Origin of the sequence: Pseudazoarcus pumilus (assembly GCF_002872475.1) — a bacterium.
In the GTDB taxonomy this organism is placed as follows: Bacteria; Pseudomonadota; Gammaproteobacteria; order Burkholderiales; family Rhodocyclaceae; genus Pseudazoarcus; species Pseudazoarcus pumilus.
Map to the genome: position 1 here is coordinate 1,220,155 of NZ_CP025682.1, position 21,404 is coordinate 1,241,558.

Genomic DNA, 21,404 nt, shown 5'->3' on the forward strand with positions numbered 1-21,404 from the left:
CAAACTCACCGTCAAGCAACACGATCGAACTGATGAAAAAACTGTACATCCGCACCTTCGGCTGCCAGATGAACGAGTACGACTCGGACAAGATGGCCGACGTGCTCGCAGCCGGCGAGGAACTGGTCAAGACGGACGACCCGGAAGAGGCGGATGTGATTTTGTTCAACACCTGTTCCGTGCGCGAGAAGGCGCAGGAACGGGTGTTTCACGATCTCGGGCGGGTGCGGCATCTGAAACAGTCGCGCCCGGACCTGATCATCGGCGTGGGTGGCTGCGTGGCCAGCCAGGAAGGAGAGGCGATCGTCGCACGCGCACCCTTCGTGGATCTGGTTTTCGGGCCGCAGACGCTGCATCGTCTGCCGGCGCTGATCGCCGAGCGGCGCCGCAGCGGGCGCTCGCAGGTCGACATCAGCTTCCCAGAGATCGAAAAGTTCGACAATCTCCCGCCGGCGCGCGTCGACGGGGCGAGCGCCTTCGTGTCGATCATGGAAGGATGTTCCAAGTATTGCAGCTTCTGTGTCGTGCCCTACACGCGCGGCGAGGAAGTGTCGCGCCCGCTCGACGACATCCTGACCGAAGTCGCGGGGCTTGCGCAGCAGGGGGTGAAGGAAGTCACGCTGCTGGGGCAGAACGTCAACGCCTGGCGCGGGTCGATTGCCAAGGGTGGCGACGAACTGGGCGACTTCGCTTTTCTGCTCGAATGCGTGGCCGAAGTGCCCGGCATCGAGCGTCTGCGCTACACCACGTCCCATCCGCGCGAGATGACGCAGCGCGTGATCGATGCCTACGCGAAGATCCCGAAGCTCGTCGGCCATCTGCATCTGCCCGTGCAGTCCGGTTCCGATCGCGTGCTGGCGGCGATGAAGCGTGGCTACACGGTGCTCGAATACAAGTCGCTGATCCGCAAGCTGCGCGCGGTACGCCCGGACCTGTCGCTGTCTTCGGACTTCATCGTCGGCTTTCCGGGCGAGACCGAGGAAGATTTCGAAAGGACCATGCAGCTCATCGACGAGGTCGGCTTCGATGCCTCGTTCAGCTTCGTCTACAGCGCTCGGCCGGGCACGCCGGCCGCCGACCTGGAAGATCCGGTGCCGCAGACGACCAAACTGCGGTGGCTGGCCCGTTTGCAAAAGCGCATCGAGGAGCAGGCGGGTGCGATCAGCGAAGCCATGGTCGGCAGCGTGCAGCGCATCCTCGTCGAAGGTCCGGCGAAGAAGGGCGAGGGGGATCTTGCCGGACGCACGGCCAACAACCGCGTCGTCAATTTTCCGGGCAATCCGCGCCTGATCGGGCAGTTCGTCGATGTCACGATCACCGCCGCGCTGCCGCACAGCCTGCGTGGCGAGATCGTGCTGCGGGAGTCGTGATGGCTGCAGTCGTGGAAGTGGTGTTCGATCCGGTCGACAACGTGCGGCTGGCCAATCTGTGCGGCTCGCTGGACGAGAATCTGCGCCAGATCGAATCGGCCTTCGACGTGGGCATCGTGCGTCGTGGCGAGCGTTTTTCCCTGAGCGGCGCCAAATCCGAGCTGGCCGCGAGCGCGCTGCGCCGATTCTACGAGCACGCCGACGGGCATCTGTCGACCGATGACATCCAGCTCGGGCTGGTCGAGGTCTCGGTGCGCGGCGACGCGCCGGCCGGGATGCCTGCTTCGCCGAAACTGCTCACGCGCAAGGCCGAACTGCACGGGCGCACGCCGCGTCAGGTCGAGTATCTGACCAACATCCAGGCGCATGACATCACCTTCGGCATCGGCCCGGCGGGGACCGGCAAGACCTATCTGGCGGTGGCCAGCGCGGTCGACGCCTTCGAGCGCGAGCTGGTCGAGCGCATCATCCTGACGCGCCCGGCGGTCGAGGCGGGCGAGCGCCTCGGCTTCCTGCCGGGGGATCTGGCGCAGAAGGTCGATCCCTATCTGCGCCCGCTCTACGACGCGCTCTACGACCTGATGGGTTTCGACCGCGTGGCCAAGCTGTTCGAGCGCGGCAGCATCGAGATCGCACCGCTGGCCTTCATGCGCGGACGCACCCTCAATCACGCCTTCATCATCCTGGACGAGGCGCAGAACACCTCGCCCGAGCAGATGAAGATGTTCCTCACCCGCATCGGCATCGGCGGGCGCGCGGTGGTCACCGGCGACCTCACCCAGGTCGACCTGCCGCGCGGTCAGAAAAGCGGCCTGCGCGAGGCGCGCGACATTCTCGCCGACGTGCGCGGCATCGCCTTCACCGAGTTCGGTCGTGAGGACGTGGTGCGCCATCCGCTGGTGGCGCGCATCGTGGATGCCTACGAGCAGGCGCAACTCGCGCGCGAAGCTGCCGCCAAGGCGCGCCGGGAAGACGCCGGACGCGAATGAGTTCGACCGACACATTGCTGCAACCGACCCGTCCGACACTGGCATTGACGGTGCAGCGCGCACTCAGGGCGAGCGAGCGCGAGGGCGTGCCGCGCGCCCCCGACTTGCGCCGCTGGGCCCGAGCGGCACTGCGCGATCGTTCGGTGGAAGCGGCGGTGCGTATCGTCGGCGAGGACGAAGGCCGCGTGCTCAACCGCGATTACCGCAAGCGCGACTATGCGACCAATGTGCTGACCTTCGTCTACGACGATGCGCCCGTTCCCGGCATGCCGCTGTTCGGTGACATCGTGCTGTGCGCGCCGGTCGTGGTGCGCGAGGCGCGCGAGCAGGGCAAGCCATTGGACGCGCACTTCGCCCACCTGATGGTGCATGCTATGCTGCATCTTCAGGGTTTCGATCACGAGACGGCTTCCGAGGCCGAGGAAATGGAGACGCTGGAAACCGCGATCCTCGCGACGCTCGGTTACGGCAACCCCTATACGTGAGTGGGCGCGAAGGCCGAGGATTTGGGCGTTGAGCGCGCCCAAATCCTCGTTCTTCACTCCACCAAGGAAAATGGACAGTCCCTCAGACAAACCGTCGTTACTGGAGCGACTTTCGGCACTGCTGTCGCGCGAGCCGGAAGATCGCGATGACCTCCTCGCGCGACTGCGTTCGGCCTGTGATCGCAACCTGATCGATGCGGACGCACTCTCCATCATCGAAGGCGCCCTGCAGATGTCGGACATGCAGGTGCGCGAAGTCATGATCCCGCGTGCGCAGATGGACGTCGTGCACCTCGACGATCCCGTCGAAAAGACCGCCGATTTCGTTGTCGAGACCGCGCATTCGCGCTTTCCGGCGGTGGGCGAGAACAAGGACGACGTGGTCGGCATCCTGCTCGCCAAGGATCTGCTGCGCTACTACTCGGGGCGCGAGTTCGACCTGCGCGGCATGCTGCGACCGGCCGTGTTCGTGCCCGAATCCAAGCGGCTGAACGTGCTGTTGCGCGAATTTCGTGTAAGTCGCAATCACATGGCCATCGTCGTCGACGAGTACGGCGGCGTCTCCGGCGTGGTGACCATCGAGGACATACTCGAACAGATCGTCGGTGACATCGAGGACGAGTACGACTTCGACGAGGTTGCCGACAGCATCCGGCTCGACCAGAGCGGTCGCTATCGCGTCAAGGCGACGACCGAGATCGAGGACTTCAACCACGCCTTCGAGACCAGCTTCAGCGAAGAAGAGGCCGATACCATCGGCGGCCACGTCATCCGTCATCTCGGGCGTCTGCCCAAGCGCGGAGAAATCGTCGAACTCGACAACCTGCGCATCCAGGTGATGCGCGCGGACAGTCGTCGCGTGTATACGCTGCTGATCGAACGCGTCGCGCCAGCCGAGGCCGACACGGCCGACGAGAACTGATGCGCAAGGCCATAGCGGTTCCGGCCTCTTTCTGCGCCGGTGCGGCTTCGGTTCTGGCGTATGCGCCGTTTCACGCCTTCCTCATCGCCTTCGCGGTCCTTGGCGCCCTGGTGTGGTTGCTCGAGCGAGCGGCGAGTACGCGCGAAGGTGCGTGGCTGGGTTTCGCGTGGGGGCTGGGTGCCTTTGTCGCCGGCGTGTCCTGGCTGTTCGTCGCGCTGCATCGCTATGGCGGCATGCCCGCGCCGGTGGCGGGCCTGGCGATCGGTCTGTTCTGCGCCTATCTCGCATTGTTTTCCGCGCTCGTCGGCGGCTGTTACGCGCATCTGCGGCGCGGGCCGGCCGCCGGTCGCGCTGCGCTCTTCGCCGGACTGTGGATTCTCGCGGAGATGCTGCGCGGCTGGCTGTTCACCGGCTTTCCGTGGCTCTCCGTCGGCTATACGCAGACCCCCCCCAGCCCGCTCGCAAGCCTGTTTCCGGTCATTGGCGTATACGGCGTAGGCGGGGTGGTCGCCTTCGTCGCGGCGTTGGCCGCGAGCGCGCGCTGGCGCAGCTTGGTGCCGGCCGCAGGTGCGGCGATCGCGTGCGTCGCCGTGCTCTTCGTTGCCAAACATGCGGAAACGTACACCTGGGTCGCGCCCGAGGGGCCAGCATTGCGCGTTGCGCTGGTGCAGACCGACATCGCGCAGGATCTCAAGTGGCGCCCCGAGCGCGTGCGCGAGTGGCTGGATCTGAACATCGAACTGTCCGATGTCGAAGACGCGGACCTGGTGGTGTTGCCCGAATCCACGCTGCCGCTGATTGCGGAGCAACTGCCCACGGGCTACCTGGATTTTCTCGAGTCGCGTGCGCGCAGCAATGAGGCGGATCTGATCGTCGGGGTGTTTCTGCGCGACGACGAGGGGCGCATCTTCAACGGCGTGACCAGTCTCGGCACCGCGCCTTCGCAGTCCTACGCCAAGCGGCATCTCGTGCCCTTCGGTGAGTATTCGCCGCCGCTGTTCGACTGGTTCTACGCGCTGGCCGACATTCCGATGTCCGACCAGACGCCGGGGGCGTCCGATCAGCCTCCGCTGGCCGTGGCCGGGCAGCGCATCGCGGTGAACATCTGCTACGAGGATGTGTTCGGACGTGAGCTTCTGCATGCGCTGCCGCAGGCGACGCTCATGCTTAACGTCTCCAACCTCGCCTGGTACGGGCGTTCGCTCGCGCAGCCGCAGCACTTGCAGATCGCCCGCGTGCGCGCGATGGAGACCGGCCGGCCGATGCTGCGTTCGACCAACACCGGCATGACCGCGGTGGTTTTGCCCTCGGGGCGCGTCGAGGCGGTACTGCCGCAGTTCGAGCGCGGCGTGTTGCACGCCGAGGTGCGTGGCTATACAGGGCTCACACCCTACGCGCGCTGGGGCGATCATGCGCCCTTGCTGCTCGCCGCGCTGGCGCTCGCCTCGGGCATGGCGATGCGCTTTTTCGGCGCTGCCGCGCATGCCCATGTCTGGCGTCGTCGCCCCGAGGCGTGAATAGCCGGTAAAATCCTGTCTTTTGCCTTGTCGAACCGGGGACCATGTCAGCGACCAGACCGACCTTCCAGCAGATCATCCAGACGCTCGCCAACTATTGGGGCGAGCGAGGCTGTGCCTTGCTGCAGCCGCTCGACCTCGAGGTCGGTGCCGGCACTTCGCATCCAGCCACCTGTTTGCGGGCGATCGGTCCCGAGCCCTGGAATGCGGCCTACGTGCAGCCTTCGCGTCGTCCCAAGGACGGTCGCTACGGCGAGAATCCCAACCGTCTGCAGCACTACTACCAGTATCAGGTGGCGCTCAAGCCTTCGCCGCCCGACATCCAGGAGCTGTATCTGGACAGCCTGCGCGCGCTGGGCATCGACCCCATGGTGCACGACATCCGTTTCGTCGAGGACGACTGGGAAAACCCGACGCTGGGTGCCTGGGGGCTGGGCTGGGAAGTGTGGCTGGACGGCATGGAGGTGACGCAGTTCACCTACTTCCAGCAGGTCGGCGGCATCGACTGCAAGCCGGTGCTGGGCGAGATCACCTACGGTATCGAGCGACTGGCGATGTATCTGCAGGGCGTCGAGAATGTCTATGACCTGGTGTGGACCGTGTATCCGGACGGCACCGCAGTGACCTACGGCGACGTCTATCACCAGAACGAGGTCGAGCAGTCGCGCTACAACTTCGAGTACGCCAATGTCGAGTTCCTGTTCTCGCAGTTCGGCAACTACGAGTCCGAGGCCAAACGCCTGATCGACTTGGGGCTGCCTCTGCCGGCCTATGAGATGGTGCTCAAGGCTGGTCATACCTTCAACCTGCTCGACGCGCGTGGCGCGATCTCCGTGACCGAGCGCGCGACCTACATCGGCCGCATCCGCAACCTGTCGCGGGCCGTGGCCGCGGCGTATCTGGAATCGCGCGAGACGCTGGGCTTTCCGATGCTCGCCAAGGCCGAGGCTGCGGCACGGGAGGTGGCGTGATGGACAAGGCACACCTGATCGTCGAACTCGTCACCGAGGAACTGCCGCCCAGGGCCTTGCCGCGCCTAGGAGAGGTCTTTGCCGAGACCATCGCCGGGGGGTTGCGCGTGCGCGGGCTGGCCACAGAGGATGCGGTGGTGCGTGGATTCGCGGCTCCGCGCCGCCTCGCCGTGCTGGTGCGCGACGTGGCCGCGCAGGCGCCGGCGAAGGAAGTGACCGAGAAGATCATGCCGGTGCAGGTGGCCTTCGACGCCGAAGGCCGTCCGAGCCAGGCGCTGCTCAAGAAGCTCGCCGCGCGCGGCATTGCCGAGGATGCGATCGCAGGCTTCGAGCGTCGCGTCGACGGCAAGGCAGAGGCCTTGTTCCATACCCGCACCGAGCAGGGCGCGGTGCTGGACGACGTGCTGGCCGACGTCGTCAACGAGGCCGTGCGCGCTCTACCCATCCCGAAGCTGATGCGTTGGGGTGCATCGGACGTGCAGTTCGTGCGTCCCGTGCATCGCCTCGTGATGCTGCACGGCGAGCGTGTCGTACCCGGTAGCGTGCTGGGGCTGGAGTCCGGCCGCACCACCATGGGTCACCGCTTCATGAGCCGGGGCGCGATCGACATCGCCAGTGCCGAGGCCTGGGAGCCGACGCTGCTGGCCGAAGGCAAGGTCGTGCCGCATTTCGCCGAGCGTCGCGACGAGATCGATCGCCAGCTGCAGGCTGCCGCCGCGCGCGAGAACGCCTCGCTGGGCGACTACGCGGATCTCCTCGACGAGGTTGCGGCGCTGGTCGAACACCCCAGTGTGTACGTCGGTGAATTCGAAGCCGAATTCCTCGCCGTGCCGCAGGAGTGCCTGATCCTGACGATGCGCGCCAACCAGAAGTACTTTCCGCTGTTCGACGACAGGGGGCGGCTGCTCAACCGCTTCCTGATCGTGTCGAACATGCGCGTGGCCGACCCGTCCAACATCGTCGCTGGCAACCAGCGCGTGGTGCGCCCGCGCCTGGCCGATGCGCGCTTCTTCCTCGAACAGGACCGCCGCCAGCCGCTCGAGGCGCGTCTGCCGCGTCTGGGCCCCGTGGTCTATCACAACAAGCTGGGCAGCCAGCTCGAGCGCATCGGGCGGCTGGAGCGGCTGGCCGGGCACATCGCCTCGCGCCTGCGTACCGACAGCGCGGCCGCCAGGCGCGCGGCGAGACTCGCCAAGGCCGATCTGGTTACCGAGATGGTCGGCGAGTTTCCGGAGCTGCAGGGCTTCATGGGGCGCCACTATGCGCTTGCCGATGGTGAGGACCAGATCGTGGCCGACGCCATCGCCGCGCATTACCGGCCGCGTTTTGCCGGCGACGATCTGCCTGCGGGCAATGTCGCCTGTGCGGTGGCGCTGGCCGACAAGCTCGACGCGCTGGTGGGCTTCTTCGGCATTGGCCAGGTGCCCACCGGCGACCGCGACCCGTACGGCTTGCGCCGCGCCGCCTTGGGCGTGCTGCGCATCCTGATGGAGTCGCCGTTGCCACTCGATCTGGCAGAGCTTGTCGCCGATGCCGCCTCGGGCTTCGCGTCCGATGTGCTGGTGGAGGAGGGCTTCTCGGAGCGCCTGCTCGACTTCCTGTTCGAGCGTCTGCGCAATCAGCTGCGCGACGCAGGCCATCCGGTCGACGAGATCGACGCCGTGCTCGCCCTGCGACCGACGCGTGTCGACCTGGTGCCCGCAAGGCTCGCGGCGGTGCGCGAGTTCGTCGCACTGCCCGAGGCCGCAGCCCTGGCCGCGGCCAACAAGCGCATCGTCAACATCCTGAAGAAGAGCGGAGCGGCAGAGGTCGAGCCGGATGTCGCCCTGCTGCAGGAAGAGGCCGAGAAGGCGCTGTTCCATCGGGTCGTGGATGTGGCGCCGCTGGTGCGCTCGCACGTGGATAACGAAAACTACACCGAGGCGCTGCTTGCGCTGGCCGGCCTGCGCGACGCGGTCGACAGCTTCTTCGACAACGTCATGGTCAATGCCGACGAGCCGCTCACCCGACAGAACCGGCTCGCGCTGCTGGGCCGGCTCGCCGCGCTGATGAACGGCGTCGCCGACCTGTCGCGGCTCAACGCCCAAGGGTGATGCCATGCCGACCATGAAACTCGTGATTCTCGACCGTGATGGCGTGATCAACCAGGACTCGGACCAGTTCATCAAGTCGCCCGACGAATGGAAGCCCATTGCCGGTTCGCTCGAGGCGATCGCGCGGCTCAATCAGTATGGCTGGCGGGTGGTGGTCGCGTCCAACCAGTCGGGCATCGGACGCGGGCTGTTCGGCATGGACACGCTCAACGCGATCCATGACAAGATGGTCAAGAGTCTCGCCCAGGTCGGTGGCCGCCTGGAAGCGATCTTCTTTTGTCCGCACCCGGCCGATTCCACCTGCGACTGTCGCAAGCCCAAACCCGGCATGTATCGCGAGATCGGCGAGCGCTTCAACGTCGACCTGAGCACCGTCCCGGTGGTCGGGGACAGCCTGCGTGATCTCGAGGCGGCGGTGGCAGTCGGCGCCCGGCCCTGTCTGGTGCTCACCGGCAAGGGCGCGCGAACCGAGGCGGAACATGCCCTGCCCGAGGACACGCAGGTGTTCCCCGACCTGGCTGCGGTGGCCGCCCATCTGACGCTCGATCGATGAACGCGCTGCGCTCGCTGCTCTTCGCGCTCGGCCTGGTGGTCACGATTCCGCCCTGGGCGCTGTTCGCCTTCCTGACCTTTCCGCTGCGCGCGCACACGCGCTACCGCATCATCGGGTCGTGGACCCGCATCGCGATGTGGATGGCGCGCCATGTGCTCGGCATCCGTCATCGCATCGTCGGTGGCGAGAATCTGCCCGACGAGCCCGCGGTGATCCTCTCCAAGCATCAATCGGCCTGGGAGACGCTGGCCTTTCAGGTGATCTTCCCGCCCATCTGCTTCGTGCTCAAGCGTGAGTTGTTGCGCATACCGTTCTTCGGCTGGGGGCTGGCGCAGATGCCGTTCGTCGCGATCGACCGCAAGGCGGGCAAGGACGCGCTCGCCCAGGTCGTCGAGCAGGGAGGGGCACGGCTGCGCGAGGGCTTCTGGGTGGTGGTGTTTCCGGAAGGCACGCGCGTGGCCCCCGGCACGACGCGTCGCTACAAGATCGGCGGTGCGTGGCTGGCCACGCACGTCGGCGCGAAGGTGGTGCCGGTCGCACACAACGCCGGCGAATTCTGGCCAAAGAACGCGTGGATCAAGCGCCCGGGCGAGGTCGTGGTGAGCATCGGGCCGCCAATCGATGCGGCCGGACGCGAACCCGATGAAGTCAATGCCGAAGCCGAAGCCTGGATCGAGGGCGAGATGCGGCGGTTGTTTCCGGGGCACTATGCCAAGGGATAGTGCTGGGAACTGAGGGTGTCCCCTGCGTCTCGCTCGACTGTTCGTCCAGCCCAGAAAAAAAAGGTTCTTCGCGTGATTTGGGGGAAGTAGTGGTTGACGGGTCGGAGGTTGGTAAATTGGCAGTCGCCAAACAAACCGATCCCCTTCCTCTTCCCCGTCATGCGAGATGCTATGTTGGACATGGTCTTCTGGGAAGGCCATGTTGTGGATTCCTACGAAGAACGTGCCGATGGCTCGTTGCTTCTACATCTGTGTGAAGAGCCCTCCTACCGTCCCCGATGTGGTCGTTGTGGCAGTGACTGCGTGCTGCTGCACGAACGTCGACGACGGCTGGTGCGCGAGCGAGACTGGTTCGACCGACGGGTCTGGCTGGATGTGCCGATTCGCCGGCTCGACTGCTACCACTGTGGTGCGCGCGCCGCCGAGCGCCTGAGTTGGCTCGATGCGGGCGAGCGCATCACGCACCGGCTGCGGGCCTGGGTCGAGGCGCTCGTAAAGATCCTGCCGATTGCCCACGTAGCCCAACTGACCGGCTTGCACTGGCACACCATCAAGCGCATCGATCAGCGGCGCCTGCAAGCCCAACACGGCGCTTTCGAGGCGCAGGGTGTGCGACGGCTGGTGATGGATGAGTTCGCACTACACAAGGGGCACCGCTACGCGACGGTAATCATGGATGCAGAGCGCATGCGTGTGCTATGGGTCGGCGAAGGCAACAGCCGCGCCGCGGTCCGACCGTTTTTCCAGTTGCTCGGCAAACAAGGCTGTCAGCGCATCGAGGCGGTCGCCATGGACATGAACACGGCCTTCGATCTGGAAGTACGCGCCCATTGTCCGAGCGCCGAAGTGGTCTACGACCTGTTTCACGCCGTTGCGCGCTTCGGCCGGGACGTCGTTGATCGGGTGCGGGTCGACCAGGCCAACGCCTTGCGCAGCGCACCCGCACAGCGCAAAGTGATCAAGCGTTCTCGCTGGTTGCTGCTGCGCAACCGCGACAACCTCGGCAGCGAGCAAGCAGTCAAGCTCGACGAGTTGTTGGCGGCCAATGCACCGCTGGCCACCGTCTACCTGCTCAAGACCGCGATCAAGGAAATCTGGTTTGCACCGACCGTGCGCGAAGGTGCTCGCAGATGGAAAGATTGGTACCGCATGGCTATCGACAGCGGCATTGCCCCGGCGATCGCCTTTGCCAAACGACTGCGCAAGTACCTGCGTGGCATCCTCGCATCAGCCATCTTTCCACTCAACACCAGCGTGCTCGAAGGCGTCAACAACCGCATCAAAGTCATTAAGCGAATGGCCTACGGATTTCGCGACTCAGCCTACTTCTTCCTCAAGATCAAGGATGCCTTCCCCGGAAAAGCGCGATGAACCAAAAAAAAGCCCCGCACATGGCGGGGCTCTTTAATTGCGGGGGCCGGGAAGGGCTTGTCGCCCGGGGTTCCCAGTCCCTCTTGCCTGAACTTCAGGCCGCAGCTTTCTTCGCGGCCGGCGCCTTGGAGGCCGTGCCGACCGCCTTGACCGTCGCGTCGGTGGCGGCGGAGACGTTGGCTTCGGTCATCTCGGCGACCTGACGAACTGCCTTGTTGACGTTGTCGTAGGCGCTGTTGCTGGCGGCCAGGGCGGACTTCATCGCGGCGAAGGCGACGTCGGAACCGGCAGGGGCGGTCTCGGCGGCCTTGTCGATGAAGGCGGTGAAGCTCTTGTTGGCTTCGGCGACGCGCGCCTCGAACAGCTTGGCGATCTCTTCCTGCTGGCCGGTGGCCAGTTCATAGACGCTGCGGTTGTAAGACACGACCTTGTCCAGCGAGGGCTTGGCCAGTTCGCTCTGCAGCTTGACGAATTCCTGCGGATCCTTCACGCCCATCAGGCTGCGAGTGCTGGCGATGCTGTCCTCGACGAAGCCGCGGGCGGCCTCGATGTTCAGGGCCGTGAGCTTCTCGGCATTGGCGAAGGCCGTGTTGGCGATGCGCACCAGCGCCTCGAGGTTGGCTTTGTTGGCAGCAGCGATTTGTTCGGGGGTAGCAAACATGGTGTTTCTCCTTGCGTTTCATTGAGTGGCTGCTGACCGTGCAGTCAATCTCTATGACGCACTGCAGCATGAGTTGAAGTATAGGGGTGGATGCGGCGATGTCAAGGTTTATTTGCTGCGTTGCACAAAAGTTTTTTCGTGCGCAGTTCGCCCGAAAAACATCGTTATATAACAATGAAGTGATGCTTCAGTGAGGGCGCTGGAAGTGTGCGCGCAGCAGCAATGATGCTGCGCGTTTCGCGTGACGGGAATGTGACGGACGAAGGGCGAAAATTGCGCGCTGCGTCAGCGGTGACGGAAATCCGCCTTGCGCTTTTCCAGGAAGGCGTTCATGCCTTCCTTCTGGTCTTCCAGGCCGAAGGCGGCGTGGAAGCTGCGACGTTCGAAGAGCAGGCCTTCGGTCAGCGTGGTCTCGAAGGCGCGGTTGACGGATTCCTTGATCATCATCAGCACCGGCAGGGAGTAGCCAGCCATGGTGTCGACAATGGCCAGGGCCTCGTCGACGACACGTTCGTCCGCCACGATGCGCGAGACCAGGCCGACACGTTCGGCCTCCGCCGCGTCCATGAAACGGGCGGTCAGGCACAGGTCCATGGCCTTGGCCTTGCCGGCCGCGCGCGGCAGGCGCTGTGTGCCGCCGGCTCCGGGCGGGATGCCCAGGCGAACCTCGGGCTGGCCGAACTTCGCGCTCTCGCCGGCGACGATGATGTCGCACATCATCGCCAGTTCGCAGCCGCCGCCGAGCGCGAAGCCGGACACGGCGGCGATGACCGGCTTGCGGCAGGTCTTGACGCGTTCCCAGTTGCGGGTGATGTAGTCGCCGCGATAGGCGTCCATCCAGGACATGGTCGCCATCGCGGCGATGTCGGCGCCAGCGGCGAAGGCCTTTTCGGAACCGGTGAGCACGATCGCGACGATGGCGTCATCGGCTTCGAAACCTGCCAGTGCATGGCCGAGTTCGTCGACCAGCGTGTCGTTGAGGGCGTTGAGCGCCTCGGGCCGGTTCAGGCGGACGAGTCCGGCCGGGCCGCGCTTTTCGACGACGATCGCGGAGTAGGCCATCGCGCGGCTCAGGACCCGGAGGTCTTGGGCTGGATCGTGACGCGGATGCGCGAGTCTTCGCTGCCCTCGGCGGGCAGTCGGTGGGCGGTGTAGTTCTCGGTAAGCGCGTCGTACTCGATGACGTCGCCGCGCACCACATCGCCGCCGGCACGCACCTGGGCACGGCGGAACAGGGTCGCGGTCTCGTTGCGACCGTCGTACTCGATGCGTTCGGCCTCGCCCTCTACGTATTCGTCTACGCCCTCACGCTTTTGCCGGAAGTTCGCCAATTCCCCCTCGGCGGCAGTCGCGACACCGGTCTGGAAGCCGTCCGCGCCCTGTACGACGACGATCTTGGCGCCGCGCAGCTCGAGCGTGCCCTGGGTGAGGATCACGTTGCCCTCGAAGGTGTGTGTGCGGTTGCGGTCGTCGACGGTGACCTTGTCGGCTTCGATGTTGATGGGTTGCTCGCGGTCGGCGCGCTCGGCGTGGGCAGCCAGCGGGGCCAGGAGCAAGAACGCAGCGAGCAGCAGGAAATGGGGGGACTTGGTCATTGTCGGTTCCGTGGTGAACGGGGCATCTGAACTCTAGCATCGCCGACGAGTTCGAGAACGCCCGAGATGTTGTCCGCACGCAGGCCATTGCCGTACGCGGTGATGTTACCGTGTTTGAGCACGACAGGGGCATCGCTGAAGGCGCGCTGAGTGTCGGGCCAGTAGCGCATGCGCTCGGTTTCCAGACGCATCGCCGGATCGCTGACGGTGGCGTCGCGCTCGACTTCGACCTCGCCCTCGAGCAGGACGTTTTCCAGGCCGGCCGCCGCTTCGGCTTCGCGCGCGCGGATGCGCAGCTCACCCTCGGCCGTCTCGTAGAGCAGGCGCGGTTCGATGAGGTCGGTCACGTCGGACAGCGGGTAGTGCACGATGCGCTCGGAGGTCAGTTCGTAGTGCGGCTGGCCGGCTTCGTCGAAGCTCGTCATGCGGATGTTGGAGCCGATGAAGTCCGGGTCGGTGCGCTCGACGCGCGGCACTTCCTCGGGGCTGCGCGTGATGCGCTCGAGCCAGAAGGTGAGCGCGGCGAGCAACAGCAGGGCGATGACGGGATAGATGCGGTCGTTGCTCATCGTCGCCTTCAGTCCAGGTAACTCGCGAGCATCGCGTCCAGCCGGCCCTGGGCCTGCAGGATGAAGTCGCACGCCTCGCGCACCGCGCCGCGGCCGCCCGGCCTGCCGGTGACCAGCGCGACGTGCGCGCGCACGAAAGCGTGGGCGTCGGCCGGCGCGGCGGAAAAGCCGCAACAGCGCAGCACCGGCAGGTCGACGACGTCGTCGCCCATGTAACCGGCGGCCTCGGGTTCGAGCCCGCGGCGCGAGAGCAGTTCGAGCAGGCAGCGGCGCTTGTCGGACACGCCCATGTGCAGTTCCCCGATGTCGAGGTTGGCCGCGCGCAGTTCGAGCGCGCGCGAGGCGCGCCCGCTGATGATGGCGATCTCGATGCCGGCCGCGGCGAGCATGCGCAGACCGTGGCCATCGAGGCTGGAGAAGGCCTTGATCTCGTCGCCGCCCGGGGTGAAGTACAGGCTGCCGTCGGTGAGTACGCCATCGACGTCGAGGCCCATCAGGCGTACGCGTGCGGCGCGGTTCGCGGCATCCATCAGATGACCCTCGCGCGCATCAGGTCGTGCGCGTTGAGCGCACCGACGAGCGTCGTGCGGTCCTCGACGACGAGGATCTGCGTGATGCGTCGACGTTCCATGATCTCGGCCGCTTCGACGGCGAGCGCGTCCGCCCCGATGCTTTGCGCGTCGCGCGTCATGACATCCGCCAGCCGTGTGGTGTGTACGTCGATGCCGCGTTCGAGCGCGCGGCGCAGGTCGCCGTCGGTGAAGATGCCTGCCAGTCGGCCGGATGCCTCGACCGCCGCGGTCATGCCCAGCCCGCCGCGCGTCATGGCCAGCAGCGCCTCGGCAAGCGTGGCTTCGGGGCGCACCTGCGGTACCTGTTCGGCCGGGCGCATGACGTCGCGCACGCGGGTGAGCAGGCGCCGCCCCAGTGCGCCGCCGGGGTGCGCGTGGGCGAAGTCGTCGGCGCTGAAGCCGCGCGCGTCGAGCAGCGCCACCGCGAGCGCGTCGCCCAGGGCGAGCGCAGCCGTGGTGCTGGCCGTCGGCGCCAGGTTGAGCGGGCAGGCTTCCTCGGCGACAGCCGCGTCCAGATGCACATCGGCCGCACGCGCCAGCGGGGAGGCCGAATTGCCGGTGATCGCGATCAGGCTCGCCCCGCGTCGCTTGATCAGCGGCACGATGGTCAGGATCTCCTCGCTGGTGCCCGAGTTTGACAGCGCGATGAGTACGTCGTCGCGGGTGATCATGCCCAGATCGCCATGCGCGGCTTCGGCCGCATGCACGAAGTAGGCCGGCGTGCCGGTGCTCGCCAGCGTGGCGGCGAGCTTGCGGCCGATGTGGCCGGATTTGCCGATGCCGGTGACCAGAACGCGGCCGTCTCGCGCGAGCACCAGTTCGACGGCGCGTTCGAATTCGCCGCCGATGCGCTCGATCAGCGACGCGATGGCGTCGGCCTCGATGCGCAATACGCGCCGCGCCATGTCGCTCGCGCGGTGTTTCGGCGGTGCTGGGAGCGGATCGGTCATTGCTGCGGGAAACGGCGCCGGGAGTGGATCGCGGCAGTATAGCAAAGCCCGCGTCACAGCTTGTTCCGCGAAGCGTTGGCGGCTGCAGGTCGCGCCCGGTGGCGGTGTTGTGCGGGCAGGGCAGGTGTTGCGTCCAGACAACGGTCCGACGGGGCTTCTCTGCTAGACTTCGCCGCTACTTCCTGCTCGGGTTTCGCTGCCTTGCAATCCGCCTCAGAACAACCTCTCGTTCGCCTTCAGGGGGTCCGTTTCGCCTACGGTGAGCGCGCCATCCTGGACGGTGTCGACCTCTCCGTGCGACGCGGTCAGGTGGTTGCGATCATGGGCGGCAGTGGTTGCGGCAAGACCACGCTGCTGCGCCTGATCGGCGGGCAGTTGCGTGCAGCGGCCGGCCAGGTCGAAGTCGATGGCCAGGAACTGGGCGCGCTGGGCACGCACGATCTGTACGCGCTGCGCAGGCGCATGGGCATGCTGTTCCAGTTCGGCGCGCTGTTTACCGACATGAGCGTGTTCGAGAACGTCGCCTTTCCGCTACGCGAGCACACCGATCTGCCCGAGAGCATGCTGCGCGATCTGGTGTTGATGAAGCTCAACGCGGTCGGGTTGCGCGGTGCGGCGGAACTTGCCACGTCGGAATTGTCCGGCGGCATGGCGCGTCGTGTTGCACTGGCTCGCGCGATTGCGCTCGATCCGATGCTGATCATGTACGACGAGCCCTTCGCCGGGCTCGACCCGATCTCGCTGGGCGTGATCGGTCAGCTCATTCGCCGCCTCAATGATGCGCTGGGTGCGAGCACGGTGATGGTCACGCACGACGTGCATGAGTCGCTCGAGATCGTCGACTACGTGTATTTCGTCTCTGACGGCAAGATCGTTGCCGAGGGTACGCCCGAGGAAATCCGCGCGTCGAGCGACGCCTTCGTGCATCAGTTCATCAACGCCGAGGCCGACGGACCGGTGCCTTTCCATTACCCGGCGCCGGCCTTTGGCGACAGCCTGCTGCGCGGGAGCGCGACATGAGCACCGTCTCGGCCGTGCGCCGCCTCGGCGCGATGGTCAGCGCGGGCGTGTGGCGGCTCGGGTTTGCCGCGCGCTTTTTCGCGATGCTGCTGGTGTATTCGGGGCAGTCGCTGCGCCGCGTGCATCTGACCATCCGCGAAATCTATTTCAGCGGCGTGCTCTCCTTGCTGATCATCGTCGTCTCCGGGCTGTTCGTCGGCATGGTGCTCGGGCTGCAGGGCTACGAGACGCTGCAGCGCTTCGGTTCGGGCGATGCGCTGGGCGTGCTGGTCGCGCTGTCGCTGACGCGTGAACTCGGCCCGGTGGTGGCCGGGCTGTTGTTCGCCAGCCGCGCCGGCTCGGCGGTCACGGCCGAGATCGGTCTGATGAAGACCACCGAACAGCTCAAGGCCATGGACATGATGGCGGTCAACCCGATCGCACGTGTGGTCGCACCGCGCTTCTGGGGTGGCGTGATCTCGATGCCGCTGCTCGCGGCGATCTTCACCGCGATGGGCATCCTCGGCGGCTGGCTGATCGGCGTGGTCGTCATCGGCGTCGATGCCGGGGCCTTCTGGTCGCAGATGCAGGCGGCGGTCGATTTCCGCTACGACATCATGAACGGCGTCATCAAGAGCGTCGTGTTCGGGGTCGCAGTTTCGTTGATCGCGGTGTTCGAAGGTTACGATTGCCATCCCACCGCCGAGGGCATCTCACGCGCGATCACGCGCACCGTCGTCACCTCGGCGCTGGCGATCCTGGCGTTGGACTTCATTCTCACCTCATTCATGTTCCGGGGGACGTCATGAGCCGTAGCAGCCTCGACCTGTGGGTCGGGATCTTCGTCCTGGTCGGCATCGGCGCACTGTTCTTTCTCGCCTTGCGCGTGGGCAACGTGTCCAGCGTCGACCTCTCCAACGCCTACGTGGTGCGCGGGCAGTTCGACAACATCGGCGGGCTCAAGGTGCGCGCACCGGTCAAGAGCGCCGGTGTGGTGGTGGGGCGCGTCGACTCGATCGATTTCGACAACAATAGCTTTCGCGCCGAAGTGCGCATGAAAGTCTCGAGCGATTACGAATTCCCGCGCGATACGATCGCCTCCATCCTCACCTCCGGGCTGCTCGGCGAGCAATACATCGGGCTCGACCCGGGTGGCGACATCGAGATGCTCGAAGATGGCGAGATCTTGCAGATCACCCAGTCGGCGATCGTGCTCGAGAAGCTCATCGGACAATTCCTGTTCGACCGTGCGCAGGCTCCGCAGGAATGACCGGGGTCGCCCGCATCAGACAAGAACGAACCAAGAACAAGCGAGAATCGTGATGACAGAGAAACCGAAATCCCGTTCAGTGTTCCTGCTGCTGGCCTGCTGCGTGCTGCTGGCCAGCGGCTGTGCCTCGCGTCCGCACAATCCGGACGACCCGCTCGAGGGGTACAACCGGGCGATGTTCAGCTTCAACGAGGGCGTGGACAAGGCCGTGCTGAGACCGGCCGCGCAGGCCTACGAAACGGTCACGCCGGAGCTGGTGCGCACCGGCGTGGGCAACGTGTTCTCGAACATCGGTGACGTGTGGATCGGCGTCAACAACCTGCTGCAGGGCAAGGTCGGCGACGGCATGTCGGACCTGATGCGCTTTGGCATCAACACCGTGTTCGGCATTCTCGGCATCTTCGACGTCGCGACCGAGGCGGGACTGCCCAAGCATGACGAGGATCTGGGGCAGACGCTGGCGGTATGGGGCGTGGGTGACGGGGCCTACGTGGTGCTGCCGCTGCTCGGTCCGCGCACGGTGCGCGACGCGGTGGCCACGCCGGTCGACATCAAGGGCGGCGGGCTGGTTCCGATCGATCACGTGCGCACGCGCAATTCGCTGATCGCGCTGCGCGTGGTGCATGGTCGCTCGATGCTTCTCGGGGCCGACCGTACGCTCGACGAGCAACTCGACAAGTATGCCTTCGTGCGCGACGCCTATCTGCAGCAGCGCCGCTTCAAGATTCATGACGGCAATCCGCCGCTCGAGTACGAGGACTTCGACAATGGCGCGTCCTCGCGCGGCACGATGTACCGGGCACTTCCCGATGCGGTGGCGTTCGCGGCGGTGTCGGAAATCGAATTCGTCGAGCCGTTCGTGGTCGAACGCGAACGCTTCGAACCGATGGCGGGAGATCTGCGATGAAGAACCTGTTGCTGGCCCTGTGTTTCGCGCTTGCTGCGCCCTTCGCGGTGGCGTCGGTGCCGAACGACAAGCCCGACGAACTGGTGCGTGCGCTGACCGAGGAAGTGCTCGAGATCCTGCAAACGGATGAACGCTTGAAGAACGGTGACACCGATCGCGCGGTCAAGCTGATCGAGGAGACGGTGCTACCGCATTTCGATTTTCGCCGCATGACGATGCTGGCGGTCGGGCGCGACTGGCGTAACGCCTCCGAGGCGCAGCGTGATCGTCTCGTCGATGCCTTCTACGACATGCTGGTGCGCACCTATTCGAATGCGCTCACCGAATACAGCGACCAGAAGGTGAACTTCCGTCCGCTGCGCATGAACCCGGACGACCGAACGGTACGCGTGCAGACCCAGATCGAGCAGTCCGGCGGACAGCCGGTGGCGGTGGACTACGTGCTCGAGCGCCAGGCCGACGGCTGGAAGGTCTTCGATGTCGTCATCGCCGGCGTGAGCCTGGTGACCAATTACCGCAGCACCTTCGCGCAGGAGATCCGCAATGGCGGCATCGACGGGCTGATTCGCGCGCTCGAGACGCGCGGCAGCGAGATCGCCAAACGAGCCGAGGGGAAATCCTGACCGTGTCCGGGGCGCGTCGATTCGCACCGCAGGGTGCGCTGACCATGGCCAATGCCGCAGGCTGTCTGGCCGAGGGCCGCGCTGCGGCGCAGGAGGGCGACCTGGTGGTCGATTTCTCGCAGGTCCGCGAGGCCGATTCGGCCGCGCTCGCGCTGCTCTTCGACTGGCAGCGCGTCGCTGCGGCGGCCGGCCACGATTTGCGCGTGGGGGGGCTGCCGCCCGGGCTCGAGAGCCTCGCGGCGCTGTACGGCGTGGCCGAGTTGCTGCCGCGCGACGAGGCGGCGGTCAGCACCTGATGTCGGTTCCTGCACTCAGCATCGAATCGGTCACCAAGCGCTACGGCGACCTCGAAGCCCTGTCTGGTGTCAGCCTGGAGGTCGGGCAGGGGGAGTTTTTCGGCCTGCTCGGACCCAATGGCGCGGGCAAGACCACGCTGATCTCCGCGCTCGCCGGCTTGGCGCGCCCCACTTCAGGGCGACTGGCGGTGATGGGTCACGACGTCGTTACCGACTACCGCAACGCACGCATGCAACTTGGCGTGGTGCCGCAGGAGCTGGTGTTCGACCCCTTCTTCTCGGTGCGCGAGCTGCTGCGCATCCAGTCGGGTTACTTCGGCATCGCCAACAACGACGCGTGGATCGACGAGGTGCTCGACAGCCTCGACCTGCTGCCCAAGGCCGAATCGAACATGCGCACGCTCTCCGGCGGCATGAAGCGTCGTGTGCTGGTCGCGCAGGCGCTGGTGCATCGTCCGCCGGTGATCGTGCTCGACGAGCCGACCGCCGGCGTCGACGTCGAACTGCGCCAGGGCTTGTGGCACTTCATCCGCAAGCTCAATCGCGACGGCCACACCATCGTGCTGACCACGCATTACCTCGAAGAGGCCGAAGCCTTGTGCGGACGCATCGCGATGCTCAAGGGCGGGCGCGTAGTTGCGCTCGATGCGACGCGCGCACTGCTGCAACGTTTCGCCACCCACAACCTGTCGGTGCGCATGCGCAATCCGGGCATCGGCGTGGCGCTGGGCGGGACCTCGGCCGAGGATGGCTGGGTCAGTTTCGGCTTCGATACCTACGCCGATGTCGAGCCGCTGCTCATGCGGCTTCGTGAAGCCGGGGCGGCCGTCGAGGAGATGCGCATCGGCGAGCCCGATCTGGAAGAGGTGTTCGTGGAGGTCATGAGTCGTGCCTGAGTTTGCGCCGCGTCCAGAATCATCGCGCTGGACGGGTTTTCGCACGCTGCTCTACAAGGAGGTGCTGCGCTTCTGGAAGGTCGGCTTCCAGACCGTGATGGCGCCCGTGCTCACGGCGATCCTGTTCCTGCTGATTTTCTCGCACGTGCTCGACCGCCATGTCACCGTGTATGGCGACATCGGTTACACCACCTTTCTGGTGCCCGGCCTGATCATGATGTCGCTGCTGCAGAACGCCTTCGCCAATACCTCGTCTTCGCTGATCCAGAGCAAGATCACCGGCAACATCGTGTTCGTGCTGTTGCCGCCGATCTCGTATCTGGAGTTCTATTGCGCCTACGTCGGTGCGGCGATGCTGCGAGGCCTGTTCGTCGGCACCGGCGTGCTGCTGGCCGCGATGCCGCTGGTCGAGGTGCCGATGGCCCATCCGCTGTGGGTGCTGATGTTCGCTCTCGCCGGCGGCGCGATCCTCGGTTCGATGGGGGTCGTCGCGGGCATCGTTGCGGAGAAGTTCGACCAGCTCGCGGCCTTCCAGAACTTCCTGATCATGCCGCTGACCATGCTTTCCGGCGTATTCTATTCGATCCATTCGCTGCCCCCGCTGTGGCAGGACGTCTCGCACGCCAATCCGTTCTTCTACATGATCGACGGATTCCGCTACGGCTTCTTCGGTCAGTCCGACGTGTCGCCGTGGCGCAGTCTGGCGGTTGTCGGCATCAGCCTGGCGGTACTCGCAGCGGTCACGCTCGCGCTGCTCGCGCGGGGCTACAAACTACGCAACTGAGCGCAACAGAGGAATTGCAGAACATGTTTCAAGCATCGGAAATCGAACGGCTGATCGCGGACGGACTCGATTGCGAATTCGTCGACGTGAAGGGGGATGACGGCGTGCATTTCAGTGCGGTCGTGGTCAGCCCGCTGTTCGAGGGCATCTCCCTGCCGGACCAGCACCGCATGGTCAAGGCGACGCTGGGCGACCGGCTGGACAGCGGCGAGATCCACGCCCTGGGGCTGAAGACCTATACGCCGGCGCGCTGGACCACGGTGCGCTCGTCTCTGGGGTACTGAACGCG

General features: G+C 65.6%; 25 protein-coding genes. 19 read left to right on the forward strand and 6 right to left on the reverse strand.

The genetic code is table 11. The annotated features are described in order from the left end of the window. Window positions 1–32: 32 nt before the first annotated feature. The 10 genes from miaB to C0099_RS05905 all read left to right on the forward strand — a co-directional run bounded on the left by miaB (window position 33) and on the right by C0099_RS05905 (window position 10,993). Entirely contained in the window at window positions 33–1,370 is a 1,338-nt protein-coding gene (gene miaB / locus C0099_RS05860) for a tRNA (N6-isopentenyl adenosine(37)-C2)-methylthiotransferase MiaB (protein WP_102246576.1), read from the forward strand. Then, window positions 1,370–2,359 carry a PhoH family protein gene (locus C0099_RS05865; protein ID WP_102246577.1) on the forward strand — a complete coding sequence of 330 codons (990 nt, stop codon included), beginning with the start codon at window positions 1,370–1,372 and terminating at the stop codon, window positions 2,357–2,359. The genes miaB and C0099_RS05865 overlap by 1 nt, the downstream gene beginning before the upstream one ends. Continuing rightward, window positions 2,356–2,844 (forward strand): rRNA maturation RNase YbeY, encoded by a 489-nt coding sequence (gene ybeY, locus C0099_RS05870; RefSeq protein ID WP_102246578.1) that lies wholly within the window; start codon window positions 2,356–2,358, stop codon window positions 2,842–2,844. Before C0099_RS05865 ends, ybeY begins: the two co-directional genes overlap by 4 nt. Window positions 2,845–2,914: 70 nt before the next feature. Next, window positions 2,915–3,766, forward strand: coding sequence for an HlyC/CorC family transporter (locus C0099_RS05875; protein WP_102246579.1), 852 nt, complete (start codon window positions 2,915–2,917; stop codon window positions 3,764–3,766). Beyond that, on the forward strand, window positions 3,766–5,283 hold the full coding sequence (lnt, locus tag C0099_RS05880; RefSeq protein ID WP_102246580.1) for an apolipoprotein N-acyltransferase: 1,518 nt from the start codon (window positions 3,766–3,768) through the stop codon (window positions 5,281–5,283). Before C0099_RS05875 ends, lnt begins: the two co-directional genes overlap by 1 nt. A 44-nt stretch (window positions 5,284–5,327) precedes the next feature. Next, entirely contained in the window at window positions 5,328–6,254 is a 927-nt protein-coding gene (gene glyQ, locus C0099_RS05885) for a glycine--tRNA ligase subunit alpha (protein ID WP_102246581.1), read from the forward strand. Next, the gene (gene glyS / locus C0099_RS05890) at window positions 6,254–8,347 is read left to right on the forward strand and encodes a glycine--tRNA ligase subunit beta (RefSeq protein WP_102246582.1); all 2,094 of its coding nucleotides are present in this window, start codon (window positions 6,254–6,256) and stop codon (window positions 8,345–8,347) included. Before glyQ ends, glyS begins: the two co-directional genes overlap by 1 nt. A 13-nt stretch (window positions 8,348–8,360) precedes the next feature. Further along, entirely contained in the window at window positions 8,361–8,900 is a 540-nt protein-coding gene (gmhB, locus tag C0099_RS05895) for a D-glycero-beta-D-manno-heptose 1,7-bisphosphate 7-phosphatase (protein ID WP_102248399.1), read from the forward strand. Continuing rightward, on the forward strand, window positions 8,897–9,622 hold the full coding sequence (locus tag C0099_RS05900; RefSeq protein ID WP_102246583.1) for a lysophospholipid acyltransferase family protein: 726 nt from the start codon (window positions 8,897–8,899) through the stop codon (window positions 9,620–9,622). The genes gmhB and C0099_RS05900 overlap by 4 nt, the downstream gene beginning before the upstream one ends. Before the next feature lie 159 nt (window positions 9,623–9,781). Then, a complete protein-coding gene (locus tag C0099_RS05905; RefSeq protein ID WP_408634131.1) occupies window positions 9,782–10,993 on the forward strand; it encodes an ISL3 family transposase in 1,212 nt (403 codons plus the stop codon). Between the two features lie 94 nt (window positions 10,994–11,087). On the opposite strand, the gene C0099_RS05910 is transcribed toward C0099_RS05905, so the two are convergent. From C0099_RS05910 to C0099_RS05935, 6 genes are all read right to left on the reverse strand, one after another. Next, window positions 11,088–11,654 (reverse strand): phasin family protein, encoded by a 567-nt coding sequence (locus tag C0099_RS05910; protein WP_102246584.1) that lies wholly within the window; start codon window positions 11,652–11,654, stop codon window positions 11,088–11,090. 285 nt (window positions 11,655–11,939) lie between these two features. Beyond that, window positions 11,940–12,716: an enoyl-CoA hydratase gene (locus tag C0099_RS05915; RefSeq protein ID WP_102246585.1), complete on the reverse strand. Its 777-nt coding sequence runs from the start codon at window positions 12,714–12,716 to the stop codon at window positions 11,940–11,942. Window positions 12,717–12,724: 8 nt separating this feature from the next. Next, window positions 12,725–13,249: a lipopolysaccharide transport periplasmic protein LptA gene (gene lptA, locus C0099_RS05920; RefSeq protein WP_102246586.1), complete on the reverse strand. Its 525-nt coding sequence runs from the start codon at window positions 13,247–13,249 to the stop codon at window positions 12,725–12,727. After that, window positions 13,246–13,818, reverse strand: coding sequence for an LPS export ABC transporter periplasmic protein LptC (lptC, locus tag C0099_RS05925; RefSeq protein WP_102246587.1), 573 nt, complete (start codon window positions 13,816–13,818; stop codon window positions 13,246–13,248). Before lptC ends, lptA begins: the two co-directional genes overlap by 4 nt. A gap of 8 nt (window positions 13,819–13,826) precedes the next feature. After that, window positions 13,827–14,348 (reverse strand): KdsC family phosphatase, encoded by a 522-nt coding sequence (locus C0099_RS05930; protein WP_102246588.1) that lies wholly within the window; start codon window positions 14,346–14,348, stop codon window positions 13,827–13,829. Further along, the gene (locus tag C0099_RS05935) at window positions 14,348–15,340 is read right to left on the reverse strand and encodes a KpsF/GutQ family sugar-phosphate isomerase (protein WP_102246589.1); all 993 of its coding nucleotides are present in this window, start codon (window positions 15,338–15,340) and stop codon (window positions 14,348–14,350) included. The genes C0099_RS05930 and C0099_RS05935 overlap by 1 nt, the downstream gene beginning before the upstream one ends. Window positions 15,341–15,541: 201 nt before the next feature. Between C0099_RS05935 and C0099_RS05940 the strand changes: the two genes are divergently transcribed. Genes C0099_RS05940 through C0099_RS05980 form a run of 9 tightly spaced genes read left to right on the forward strand, consistent with a single transcriptional unit; the run spans window position 15,542 to window position 21,399 of the window. Beyond that, complete coding sequence (locus tag C0099_RS05940) at window positions 15,542–16,360, forward strand: ABC transporter ATP-binding protein (RefSeq protein WP_102246590.1); 819 nt, start codon at window positions 15,542–15,544, stop codon at window positions 16,358–16,360. Beyond that, window positions 16,357–17,148, forward strand: a complete 792-nt coding sequence (gene mlaE, locus C0099_RS05945; RefSeq protein WP_102246591.1) for a lipid asymmetry maintenance ABC transporter permease subunit MlaE — start codon at window positions 16,357–16,359, stop codon at window positions 17,146–17,148. Before C0099_RS05940 ends, mlaE begins: the two co-directional genes overlap by 4 nt. After that, window positions 17,145–17,609 carry an outer membrane lipid asymmetry maintenance protein MlaD gene (mlaD, locus tag C0099_RS05950; protein WP_102246592.1) on the forward strand — a complete coding sequence of 155 codons (465 nt, stop codon included), beginning with the start codon at window positions 17,145–17,147 and terminating at the stop codon, window positions 17,607–17,609. Before mlaE ends, mlaD begins: the two co-directional genes overlap by 4 nt. A gap of 52 nt (window positions 17,610–17,661) precedes the next feature. Then, window positions 17,662–18,516, forward strand: a complete 855-nt coding sequence (locus tag C0099_RS05955) for an MlaA family lipoprotein (RefSeq protein WP_102246593.1) — start codon at window positions 17,662–17,664, stop codon at window positions 18,514–18,516. Then, window positions 18,513–19,139 (forward strand): MlaC/ttg2D family ABC transporter substrate-binding protein, encoded by a 627-nt coding sequence (locus C0099_RS05960; RefSeq protein WP_102246594.1) that lies wholly within the window; start codon window positions 18,513–18,515, stop codon window positions 19,137–19,139. The genes C0099_RS05955 and C0099_RS05960 overlap by 4 nt, the downstream gene beginning before the upstream one ends. Before the next feature lie 2 nt (window positions 19,140–19,141). Further along, window positions 19,142–19,435 carry an STAS domain-containing protein gene (locus C0099_RS05965; protein WP_332870253.1) on the forward strand — a complete coding sequence of 98 codons (294 nt, stop codon included), beginning with the start codon at window positions 19,142–19,144 and terminating at the stop codon, window positions 19,433–19,435. Then, window positions 19,435–20,331 (forward strand): ABC transporter ATP-binding protein, encoded by an 897-nt coding sequence (locus tag C0099_RS05970; RefSeq protein WP_102246595.1) that lies wholly within the window; start codon window positions 19,435–19,437, stop codon window positions 20,329–20,331. The genes C0099_RS05965 and C0099_RS05970 overlap by 1 nt, the downstream gene beginning before the upstream one ends. Further along, window positions 20,324–21,115, forward strand: coding sequence for an ABC transporter permease (locus tag C0099_RS05975; RefSeq protein WP_102246596.1), 792 nt, complete (start codon window positions 20,324–20,326; stop codon window positions 21,113–21,115). The genes C0099_RS05970 and C0099_RS05975 overlap by 8 nt, the downstream gene beginning before the upstream one ends. A 23-nt stretch (window positions 21,116–21,138) precedes the next feature. Further along, window positions 21,139–21,399 carry a BolA family protein gene (locus tag C0099_RS05980; protein WP_102246597.1) on the forward strand — a complete coding sequence of 87 codons (261 nt, stop codon included), beginning with the start codon at window positions 21,139–21,141 and terminating at the stop codon, window positions 21,397–21,399. Window positions 21,400–21,404 lie beyond the last annotated feature (5 nt).